Genomic DNA, 12,393 nt, shown 5'->3' with positions numbered 1-12,393 from the left:
ATTTCATCCCCCTTTTCTATTTCCCTTCAGCAATTAATACTACATCGTCAACATTCTTTTCTGGACGAATGATTGTTCCATCTTCGATAACCATTTCTGATCCAACAATCGCTCTTTCAATCACAACATTTTTACCAATCTTAGCCCCTGGCATAACGACAGAATCAATCACCATACTACCTTCTTCCACCGTCACTCCTTGGAATAACACAGAATGCTTCACGTCCCCTTCAATGACGCACCCTTCGTTAATAAGCGATTCTTCTACTTTCGCCTTTTCAGCAATATATTGAGGCGGTTCGTTTGGATTGACAGAGTAAATACGCCAATTACGATCGTTTAAATTCAGTGATGTTTCATCGCGAAGCAAATCCATATTCGCTTCCCATAAGCTCTTCACCGTTCCAACATCTTTCCAATATCCTTCAAACGGGTACGCCATTAGCTTCTTCCCTTCATCTAATAAAAGCGGAAGGACGTCTTTTCCAAAATCATTACTAGATTCAGGATTTCTTGCATCCATCTCTAAATACTCTTTCAAAATTGACCAATTAAAAATATAGATTCCCATCGATGCAAGATTACTTCTTGGAAATTGTGGTTTCTCCTCAAACTCAACAATCTCCATCTCTTCATTTGTATTCATAATGCCAAAGCGACTCGCTTCATCCCAAGGTACTTCAATAACAGAAATGGATACATCCGATTCTTTCTCAATATGGTAATCTAGCATCTTACTGTAATCCATTTTATAAATATGGTCGCCTGATAAAATAAGAACATACTCCGGTTCATACTGACTTAAATAGTTTAAATTTTGATAAATGGCACTTGCCGTACCTGTATACCACTTAACCCCTGAAGACTCCGCATAAGGAGGTAATACTGTGACCCCACCGTTTACTCGGTCTAAATCCCACGCATTTCCTATTCCGATATAATTATGAAGTTCAAGTGGTTGATATTGTGTTAAAATCCCAACCGTTTCAATACCAGAATTCGCACAGTTACTTAGCGTAAAATCAATAATGCGATATTTACCACCAAATGGAACAGCTGGCTTGGCTAAATTTTTTGTTAATGCACTTAAACGACTACCTTTTCCCCCTGCTAGTAACATTGCTACGCACTTTTGTTTTTGAGCCATCTTGTTTTTTGCTCCCCTTTCTCGTCTTCACTGGTCGTAATATGGATACGCCGAATGGTGGAATTGTAATCTCTACATGTGCCGCTTGATTATGGTACGGTTCTAGAATTGTCTTAAGACGTTTCTTATTCACTTGCCCCGAACCGCCATATTGCTGTGCATCACTGTTTAAAATCTCGTTATAATACTCGAAATCTGGTACACCTACTTTATAGTTATCATATGTAGCTTTCGTAAAATTACATACGACAACTAACGCATCTTCTTGTTTATCCCCTTGGCGAATAAAAGAGAAAATACTTTGCTCATTATTATTAGCATCAATCCACTGAAAACCTTCAGGTGAATGGTCAAGTTGCCAAAGTGGTTTTGAGCGCTTATACAATGCTATGAGCTCATTAAAGTAATCATGCATATAACGATGCATTTCAAAATCATGTAAATTCCAATCTAAATCTTCGAGGTCTTTCCACTCATCAAACTGTCCGAATTCTCCTCCCATGAAAAGTAACTTCTTTCCTGGGTGAGTAAAGAAATATCCATATAATAAACGAAGTTGAGCAAACTTATCCCAGTAATCACCTGGCATTTTATTTAATAACGACTTTTTCCCATGAACGACTTCATCATGAGAAAGCGGTAATATGAAGTTTTCAGAGTACGCATATAGTAAAGAAAACGTCATTTTCTCATGAATGTGTTTCCTATATTCAGGCGCACACTCCATATATTTCAGCACGTCATTCATCCAGCCCATGTTCCATTTGTAATTGAATCCAAGCCCACCTTCATACGTTGGAGTTGTTACAAGTGGCCAAGCTGTTGAATCTTCTGCCGTCATAAGAAAATCTTCATCCTCTGCAAACACTGCTTCATTTAACTCCCTTAAAAATGAAACAGCATGCTCATTACTTTGCTCTTGTCCTTCTTTATTCCAGTACAACATGTTCGCAACTGCATCAACTCTGAAACCATCAATATGGAAATATCTCATCCAAAATAACGCATTTGAAATTAAGAAATTACGTACCTCTCTCTTTCCTAAATCAAAATTGACAGTTCCCCATACTGGATTTTCTTGTACATCTTTATCTTTATATTCATAGGTCGGTGTACCATCAAACAAATATAAACCGTGAGCATCTTTACAAAAATGCCCCGGCACCCAATCTAAAATGACACCGATTCCATATTTATGACATTCGTCGACAAAATGCATTAAATCATGCGGCGTACCAAATCTACTCGTCGCTGCATAATATCCCGTTCCTTGGTATCCCCAAGAACGATCATATGGATGCTCAACAAGCGGCATAATTTCAATATGTGTAAATTGATGTTCCACCACATACGGGATGAGCTCTTCAACCATTTCCCTGTAAGAGTACAGCGTTCCATCTTCTTTCTTTTTCCAAGAACCAAAATGTAATTCATAAACTGTCATCGCTTCTTTATAAATCGATTTTTTCTTTTTCTTACGATTCCAGTTTTTATCATTCCATTCATATCCTTTTATATCAAAAACTACAGATGCCGTATTCGGTCTTACTTCTGCATATACAGCATACGGATCTGCCTTTAAAATGACGTCACCAGCCAACGTTTCGATCGCATATTTATATATTTCTCCTTCTTCAATATGCGGTATAAATAAGGACCAAATGCCTTCTTCTGTCACTTGTAGCATCTTATGTTGCTCATAATCCCACTCATTAAAATCCCCAACAACACTCATTGCTTTCGCATGAGGAGCCCACACTGTAAATCGTACCCCTTGAATCTCATCTTCCGTCACAACATGCGCGCCAAAGATATTATAACTTTCATAGTACTTTTCTGTATGAAACTCATCTCGTTTCACTTCTTCACAATTTATTACACTCAATATGCTCACCTCACTTAGATGACAGAATTTTTTATACTTTAACTATTTCTGCGAAAAACTGCAATATCCTTGTTAATTTATAAAAAACATTCGTTTTTTTCTTAAAAATGTTAGTTTTTCTTCACATTTCTGTGTAAAATATCGAATTTTGACGAATATTCATTGTAAACGCTTCATTCTACTTCTATATTTACGCCTATTATTTTTTTCTCAACCTTTATTTTATTAGGTTTATACTATTTTTCATGCTATTTTCCACTCAAAATCAAAACAAAATAATCTGTAATAAAAAAATGTTTCTCAACATTTTTTGTCATATTTTTATTGAAACGTGAAATTCATAAGCATATACTTGTTCTCAATAAAGAACTATGATCTTTCGTAACTATAATTCATAGCGGACTACTATGTTTACTTATTTATCCTTGTTGCGAACGATTGCTATAAAAATTTAACTAGGGGGCTTTCTTATGTCATTAAAACAAAAAGTAGGAATGGGAGTTGTCACCGCTTCACTTGGTTTATCCCTTACATTCGGAGGTGTATTCGCCTATTTCAGTGATTCAGAAACATCGAGTAACTCATTTCAAGCTGGAACACTAGATCTTTCTATTAATCCAAGTGTAATCGTTAATGTGAAAGATTTAAAACCAGGTGATTTTATTGAAAGGAACTTCAAGCTTGAAAATAAAGGTACATTGGATATTGCAAAAGTAGCACTTGAAACATCATATGAAGTTACAGATGCAACGCAAAATAATGTCGGTGAAGATTTAGGTGATCACATTATCGTCAAGTTTCTAGTGAATGATGGACAGCCATCTAATCCAAACGATGATCATGAGATTTTGTGGGAAACAAAACTATCACAATTAAAAACTATGAAACCTGAAGATGTCGCTACGTCTCTAGAACGTCATAACTTAATAGATGGTATTAAATCTGGTGAAACAGATTACTTACATGTCCTCTTCTCATTTGAAGATAACGACCAAGATCAAAATAAATTTCAAGGTGATTCCCTGCAGCTAAACTGGACATTCCATGCTGAGCAAACAGCAGGTGTGGAGAAATAATTTTTAAAAATATATATTACCGGAGGCCTATAAATGAAAAAGAAAAACCGTTTTGTTACTGGAATTGTAACGGCTGGCGTTCTGTTTTCAACTGCCATTCCGTTCAATGTACTTGCTGAAAGTCCTATTAACCAAATTGAATCTTCAAATGCTCATTCTATATTATCGAAGCTTTCTAAAGAACAACGCCTAGCATTACAAACGGTAGATGCCAACCCTGGTTTTACAATTTCACCAGATATTAATACGAGTAGTTCTGAGCCTGTAAATATCATTGTAGAATTTCAAACTGCTCCAGTAAAGATTAATGAATTAAAACAAAAAGAAAAAGGATTACAAGCTGCTCCAGAAAATATAAAAGCACGTATTGATCAAGAACATGAAGAATTCGAAAAAGGACTAAAACGTCTTTATCAATTCAGCCCATCAGTAAAATCAGGAAACTTCCAATCTGTACAAATTAAACGTTCTTATAAGCATGCGATAAATGGTGTTGCGATGACATTACCAGCAAATACAGTTGAAGAGTTGTTACGAATTGGTGTTGTAAAACGTATTTGGAAAGATTACGAAGTGAAATTAAATTTACCAAAACAAGCTGAGCAAAAAGCACCTCAAAAACTAACAGATAGCATCCCGCAAATTGGAGTAGATAAGTTACATAGTGAGGGCATTACTGGAAAAGGAATTAAAGTTGGCGTATTAGATACAGGTATTGATTACAATCATCCTGACTTAAAAGACGTATATAAAGGCTATCGCGCAAAACCTGGCGAGGACTCTAGCAAAGTAGATCCAAATTCAGTAAAGGGTTGGGACTTTATTAATAATGATGCAGATCCAATGGAAACTACTTATTCAGAATGGCAACAATCTGGTGCTCCTGAATTTGATAACCGTGGTTCTGCCTTCTACACAGCCCACGGCACTCACGTAGCAGGTATCGTTTCTGCTCAAAAGAAGAACCAATCTGATTCAGCAGTAAAAGGTGTTGCACCTGACATTGAACTGTATAACTATCGTGTACTCGGTCCATACGGAAGTGGAGATAGTTCAGGTATTATCGCTGCAATTGATAAATCTATTTCTGACGGTATGAACGTTATTAACTTATCGTTAGGTGATGATAGCAACAATCCTCTTGATCCAACATCTATCGCTGTTAATAACGCGATGCTTTCAGGCGTTGTTACAGTCGTTGCTGCTGGTAACTCTGGACCGACTCCATCAACACTCGGATCACCAGGTGCTTCGCCATTTGCTATTACGGTTGGAGCCAGTGATAGCTCTATTTCCTTACCGAAACTATCAGGTCATGCTGGACAATTACAATTCCCTAACCTAATTTTGTTCGGCAAAAACTTCACTGATAAAATAGAAGATTTCAAGGGACAAACTTTACCTATTGAATCTGTAGGAATCGGTACGCCTGACGAGTTTAGTAAAAAAGATGTGAAAGGAAAAATCGCTCTCGTTGCACGTGGTACAACCTCATTTGATGAAAAAATTGCTAACGCAAAACAAGCAGGTGCAAAGGCCGTTATTATTTATAACAACGTGGATGGAGAAATTCCTTTCTACGTTGGTGAAAGCACAAAATACATTCCAACATTCCGCCTAACGAAAGAAGACGGTGAAAAACTAAAAACTCAAATTGAACAAGGTAGCACATCCTTAACTTTCGATGAAATTAATTACATTCAAACAGAAGGCGATCATCTTGCAGACTTTAGCTCACGCGGTCCTGTTACAGCAAATGATGATATTAAGCCTGATATTACAGCGCCTGGTGTCGCTGTCCTTTCAACAGTTCCTGAATATATTAACGACCCGCAAGAGGGTGAAAACTACGCTGTTTCCTATGAGCGTATGCAAGGAACATCTATGGCTTCCCCTCATATTGCTGGCGTTGCTGCTCTAATTTTACAAGAACACCCAGACTACTCTCCGTTCGATGTAAAAGCGTCTCTTATGAACACAGCTGATGATTTAAAAGAAAAATATTCGGTGTATGAAGTTGGAGCTGGGCGAGTAGATGCTTACAACGCCGTTCGTACAGAAACAAGCTTTAAAGTATTAGATACGACACAAACTGTTGTAAATGATGAAGTAATTGAAGTGCCCGAAGAAACTGGATCTATTGCATTCGGTAAGTTTTATCAAAAAGACGGTGAAGCTCTTGAACAAAAACGAAATATAAAAGTAACTAATCATAATAAACAAGAGAAAAAAGAATTTAAAACAGAAATTTCTTATACACCAGCTTCGTCTACTATTAACGATGCTGTCGCAAACGGTGTAAAAATCTCTGCTCCAGAAACAATTACTCTTGATGCTGGCAAAGCAGGTGAAATTGAAGCAAAAATTAATGTTCCAGCCGGTGTAAAACAAGGCCGATATGAAGGATATATTCATATTACGAACACGAAAAATAAAGAAGAAACATATCAAATCCCATTCTCTATTCGTGTATCAGAGCCTGGTATTGAAAATGCAATACTATCAAGAAAAGCAATTTCAACTGATACATCTAAATTTAATCCATACGGTGAATCGTATGTTCACGGGGCATTCCAATTAAACAGCGAACTTGAAACGTTAGATCTTATCGTAAAAGATTCCAAAACAGATAAAGCTCTGGGCTTCATTGGGACATTAAACACAAGTGGACTAAAAACTGATGTGTATTACTACTTAGACTCATTCTTTAATGGAAAAGTGTATCCTTTTACAAATGATCCTGCAAAACCAATTGGTGATGAGAAAATCAACTTACCAGAAGGAGACTACACAATTGAGTTTGTCGGTTATGATAAGGCTGGGAAAGCACGTGTAAAAGGTGATTATGTTGTAATTGATAATACCCCACCAGAAGTGAAACTAACTGGATTAAAACCTGGTATTTACGAGTTAAATGAAGAAAATTATACAGTAGAAGATGGCAAAAAAGCACTATGGATTAAAGGAAATGTATACGATTCAAACGTTGACTACTTAAAAGGAAAAGGATTAAACATTACGCAAGAAGCGAATGGCGTTATGTACTATGACTATTCTCCATACTTGCATAAGTTTTTACCGATTAATGCAAATGGCGACTTTAAAGTTGGCATTACACCTGACTCCTTCAGAACGGAAGGTCCAATGAACACAGGCGTATATATTTTCGATTATGCAACTGCAGGAGCTGACTATCCAAGCGGTGTAAATAACTACTGGTTTATCCCACAAGGTGCTCAATATGCGAAAGCTAGTTACGATAAAAAAGAATTATATAAAAATGACGAGTTCACAGTAACACTAAACGCAAAACACGTAAAACAATTTGTTGCTGGGCAATTTAATGTAAACTTCCTAGAGAAGAACTTCAAATTTGCAAATGCAAAATTTAATCCTGCTTTTGAAAAGCTACTTTCCGAAAAAGGAGTAACCGCAAAAGTAAATGAACCGAAACTAGAGGCAGGTTCGGTTACAGTTGGCGGCACTATCGATGACAAAAACTTTGCTGGATTAGATGGTGATTTCCCGTTCATTGATGTAACTTTCAAAGTAGAAAATGATGAATTTTATGAAGCAAACGCTCAATTAGAGTCACCAATTTTTGTTTACTGGAAACAAGGTGAATCAGAACCAAATAGAATGCGTGTACTTCAAGATCAAACATTCTCAGTTATGTCCTTAAATTCACTAGTAGAAGGAAATATTAAACCTGGTGCATTCTTAAATGAACGTGGATATTTAGATGAAAAGTTTGATTATGCAAAGCTTGGCGTAAAAGTATACGCAACTGATTCTTACCGTCATAAGTTTGAAGGTTCACTAGATAAATATGGGTACTTCAAACTAAATGGACTTCCAGTTAATAAACGCGACTATAACCTATATGTAGAAGTGCCAGGACATTTAACAAGCCGCCTAACAACGAAACTTGGTACTGAAAAAGACGGTAAGCTGCTTGGCCAATATTATTATGCAAGACCTGACGAAAACCTTGCCGGCGATGTAAATGCTGATAAAGTAATCGATATTAAAGATGCTGAAATTATCGCTAGCAACTATGGTAAAAAAGGACTAACTGTAAAAGACGGAGACCTTAATAAAGATGGGATTGTCGACGAAAAAGATATTCGCTTCGTTGAAAAGAACTTCTTGAAAAAAGGGCCAGATGCATCTAAATCACAAACACCTGTAGAAAAATCAAAAAGCGGTACACTGACAGATATTTTAAAGAAATTGGGATTAACGCCTAAAAAATGATAAAGTGAAACTTTAATCAGTGGGGGGTGTTCATCCCCTACTGATTATCAGCCCTCACCAATCGGGCTTTTACGGGCAGTTGATCACCAAACTAACTTCTTTGCTTTCGCTGCATTTTGAGGTGGGGATCTTACTGCCCGTTAATGCGGGATAATAAAGAGCACTCTACGTAAAGTAGAGTGCTCTTTTCTATAAACGACCCTTATCCAGCAAAAGGGGTATATTGGGGATATACAAGGGAAACCGGAAAAGGAATTTATATTAAATTATATAAGTTCAGAGGTAAGAAGCAGTTTCCCACCTCTGAATTATTTAGCAATTATTATAGTACTGGTGCCATTGTTTCTTTTAATACTTTTACAGAATGAGCGAATTTCGCTTTTTCATCTTCATTTAGCTCAAGTTCTACGATTTCACGTACACCTTCGCGGTTAATTACAGCTGGAACACCTACGTAAGCATCTTTCTCTCCGTATTGACCTTCAAGGTATGCAGATACAGTTAATACGCTGTTCTCGTTGTTTAAGATTGCTTTAGTTACACGAAGTAGTGACATACCGATTCCGTAGTAAGTTGCACCTTTACGCTCGATAATATGGTAAGCTGCATCACGTACGTTTTCGAAGATTTTATCTAAGTCTTCTTGATTGTACTGTTCGTTGTTAGCTAAGATTGTTTCTAGTTTTTGTACACCGATAGTAGCGTGGCTCCATACTGGAAGTTCAGTGTCACCGTGTTCACCAACGATGTAAGCATGAACGTTACGTGGATCTACATCTAAGTAGTCACCTAACATGTAACGGAAACGAGCAGAGTCTAAAGTAGTACCAGAACCGATTACGCGCTCTTTTGGTAAACCAGATTCTTTCCAAGTTACGTAAGTTAAAATGTCAACTGGGTTAGTTGCGATTAAGAAGATTCCATCGAATCCACTATCCATAATACCGCGAACGATTTGTTTAAAGATCTTTGTATTTTTCTCAACTAAGTCTAAACGAGTTTCACCTGGCTTTTGTGGTAATCCAGCAGTGATAACTACTAAATCTGCATCTTTACAATCTGCATAGCTACCGCTCCAAACTTTTGTTGGTGATGGAGAGAATGGTACCGCATGGCTTAAGTCCATTGCTTCCCCTTCTGCTTTTGCTTCATTAACATCTACTAATACGAACTCTTCAGCTACACCTTGGTTGATCATTGAGTAAGCGTAACTACAACCTACAGCTCCTGTTCCTACTAATACTACACGATTGATACCTTTTTTCATGGTAATTTCCCCTCTCTATTGTTCACATCTATTTTTTATGATTGTTTAAGTAATTAATTAAAATACTAATTTAATGTTGTTTAACTTCTTTACATTCATATTGTAGCACGTATTATTGTGAAAAAGTTCACAAATTATGACCTATTTGTGAACTTTTTCACATAGAGTGTAAAGTTATTAGAATAGGTGTGGAATCAATTTCAATGGAGGCGTTTTCTTTAGATTGTGAATAAAAAGAATGTGATTTGATTATTCCCTATAACTAAATTCAATTTCTATAATCAAACTAACACATTATCTCCTTATACGCTGGACGTCAGTTGGCCTATATAGACTACGGTGACATAAATGAATTAGCATATACTTTACCACCTCCCTTTTAACTATTACCGTATATTAATAAAAAGATATTATTCAAAATCATGCATTCTTTTCTAATAATAAACCATTCAATATAAGTGATAGGCTATGCAAAGCTTTAGACAAATGTGCTTCTGCATCTTCAGAATTCGCAATCCAACAAGCAAGGTCCACTAGTCCACCATTTATGAATCTTGCTAAAGCTTCGCAGTCCGTCTTTTCAATAATACAGTCTTTCATTAATTGCTGAAGCATCTCCGCCATCGTCGTTAAACATTGCGAATGCGATGATTGATAATAACTATTTCCTAATACTGCTGGTGCATCACGAAATACAATTCGCTGAATTTCTGGATTAAGTGCCATCGTTAAATACGCACGACAACGTCCAACAAACCCTTCCCATTTTCCTTCCGCTTCATCTGATACTTTCCCTAATTTATTATCCATTTCGATATCAATTTCTTTTACAACTGCTTCTAACAATCCTTTTTTATCACCAAAATGATGATAAATTGCACCACGTGTTAAACCGACAGATGCTGTAAAATCATCCATAGACGTATTTACATATCCAACTGTACCAAAGGCCTCTCTTGCTGCACTCAGCAATTTAGCACGTGTTTCAGTAATCATTTCTGCTCTCGTTTTTTTAATCATCTTTTCCTCCTACTTCTATTCATTCTCTTTATTCAAAATGAATTGCACTATAGTATCGTTCTCTATATAAAAGAATAACTCCTTTAAACATCGGCTCTCTATCCAGAGATAAAACATTTCAATTGACATACGCACCGTATGTCAATATGATATTTACATACGGTGCGTATGTAAATTATTTCTAGCTTACAAGATAATATAACTTCTTACCTATATCCTACATTGACTCAATGTCCCTTTTTATAGAAGGTATTAATGAAACAGAGGAGGATTTAAAAGAATGAAGAATGTATATGCAAACGTCAAATACTTTGGTGATTATTATGTTTAATTCCTACCGTGAGATTTTCAGTGCTCCTGGTACAAAAGGATTCTCTTTAGCAGGGTTTATAGCTCGGATGCCCATATCAATGATGGGCATTGGTATTGTTACAATGTTATCTCAGTTACGTGGTGACTATTGGCTTGCTGGAGCTGTTGCAGCCACCTTTACATTATCATCTGCTTTACTAGCTCCTCATATTTCTCGGATGGCCGATCAATTAGGGCAATCTCGCATACTTCTTCCGACTACAGGTATCAGTGTTTTCTTTACGATCCTCTTACTTCTATGTACGAAATATGAAGCTCCTTATTGGACGCTATTTCTATCCGCCTTATGTGCAGGTTGTATGCCAAATATGTCAGCTATGGTACGTGCACGTTGGACTAAACTATACCGTGGATCCCATAAATTGCATACAGCATTTTCCTTTGAATCGGTCGTCGACGAAATTTGCTTCATAATTGGTCCTGTATTATCTGTCAGTTTAAGTGTTATGTTCTTCCCAGAAGCAGGGCCACTTTTATCATCTGTTTTTCTTACAATTGGGGTATGCCTATTCATCCTACAAAAAAGCACAGAACCACCTGTACACCCTGGCGACATTACAAACAAAGGAACAGTATTTAAAATTGGTTCTTTGCGAGTACTAGTATTCACACTCATTGCTATAGGTACTATCTTTGGCACAATAGATGTCGTTAGTGTAGCTTTTGCTGAACATCAAGGAAACGCAGTAGCTGCTAGCTTTGTACTTTCTGTCTATGCAATCGGTTCATGCCTGGCAGGCCTTATTTTCGGTACTCTTAAACTCAATGCTCCACCCTATAATCAATTTCTAATAGCAGTCACACTTTCCATGATAACAATGCTGCCACTATTTTTCGTAAATACTATTGCTTGGCTAATAGTTATTGTCTTCTTTGCAGGACTATCTGTCGCTCCTACTATGATTATTACTATGGGGCTTGTGGAAAGAATCGTACCTGAATCAAAAATAACAGAAGGAATGACTTGGGCAATTACAGGACTTGGAATTGGAGTCTCCCTAGGATCAGCGATAGCTGGTTTAGTTATTGATAATTTTGGAGCTCGAGCAGGATTTAGTGTGGCTATTATAGCAGGAGGCCTTGCCTTCACTATTGCACTTTTAGGATACAAAACTCTTCACTTCGCATATAATCATGCTGTTATTAAACAAGATGGACATTCAATAGAGAGTTAAAACATGTTCAAAAAATAGGATTATCTCTTCTTATGCATGAGAAAAGGTAATCCTATTTTAAACTTATTATTTATAATCTGTCATAGCTTCTTCTATGTCTATACACAACAAAAAAGAGATAGCAGTTTATGCTATCTCTTTTAGTATGACCCGTACGGGATTCGAACCCGTGTTACCGCCGTGAAAGGGCGGTG

The 12,393-nt window shown here is 36.8% G+C and carries 7 protein-coding genes; 3 read left to right on the top strand and 4 right to left on the bottom strand.

Translation table 11 applies throughout. The annotated features are described in order from the left end of the window. Positions 1-16: 16 nt before the first annotated feature. Positions 17-1,147, bottom strand: a complete 1,131-nt coding sequence (gene glgC / locus IBT51_RS22810) for a glucose-1-phosphate adenylyltransferase (protein WP_000057604.1) — start codon at positions 1,145-1,147, stop codon at positions 17-19. Continuing rightward, positions 1,095-3,032, bottom strand: a complete 1,938-nt coding sequence (gene glgB / locus IBT51_RS22805; RefSeq protein WP_053563457.1) for a 1,4-alpha-glucan branching protein GlgB — start codon at positions 3,030-3,032, stop codon at positions 1,095-1,097. The genes glgC and glgB overlap by 53 nt, the downstream gene beginning before the upstream one ends. Before the next feature lie 470 nt (positions 3,033-3,502). Between glgB and IBT51_RS22800 the strand changes: the two genes are divergently transcribed. Both IBT51_RS22800 and IBT51_RS22795 read left to right on the top strand, forming a co-directional pair. Further along, positions 3,503-4,108 carry a CalY family protein gene (locus tag IBT51_RS22800; protein ID WP_053563456.1) on the top strand — a complete coding sequence of 202 codons (606 nt, stop codon included), beginning with the start codon at positions 3,503-3,505 and terminating at the stop codon, positions 4,106-4,108. 33 nt (positions 4,109-4,141) lie between these two features. Further along, positions 4,142-8,365, top strand: a complete 4,224-nt coding sequence (locus IBT51_RS22795; RefSeq protein WP_098851921.1) for a S8 family serine peptidase — start codon at positions 4,142-4,144, stop codon at positions 8,363-8,365. Between the two features lie 322 nt (positions 8,366-8,687). On the opposite strand, the gene IBT51_RS22790 is transcribed toward IBT51_RS22795, so the two are convergent. Then, on the bottom strand, positions 8,688-9,632 hold the full coding sequence (locus IBT51_RS22790; RefSeq protein ID WP_000715346.1) for an L-lactate dehydrogenase: 945 nt from the start codon (positions 9,630-9,632) through the stop codon (positions 8,688-8,690). Positions 9,633-10,052: 420 nt separating this feature from the next. After that, positions 10,053-10,652, bottom strand: coding sequence for a TetR/AcrR family transcriptional regulator (locus tag IBT51_RS22785; RefSeq protein ID WP_098678744.1), 600 nt, complete (start codon positions 10,650-10,652; stop codon positions 10,053-10,055). 323 nt (positions 10,653-10,975) lie between these two features. Here IBT51_RS22785 and IBT51_RS22780 point away from each other — a divergent pair, with 323 nt between their 5' ends. After that, complete coding sequence (locus IBT51_RS22780) at positions 10,976-12,199, top strand: MFS transporter (protein ID WP_095691521.1); 1,224 nt, start codon at positions 10,976-10,978, stop codon at positions 12,197-12,199. Positions 12,200-12,393: the final 194 nt, after the last annotated feature.

The sequence above is a fragment of the Bacillus sp. S71 genome, from assembly GCF_016625265.1.
GTDB lineage: Bacteria > Bacillota > Bacilli > Bacillales > Bacillaceae_G > Bacillus_A > Bacillus_A cereus.
This window is presented reverse-complemented; position numbering and strand designations above follow the sequence as displayed.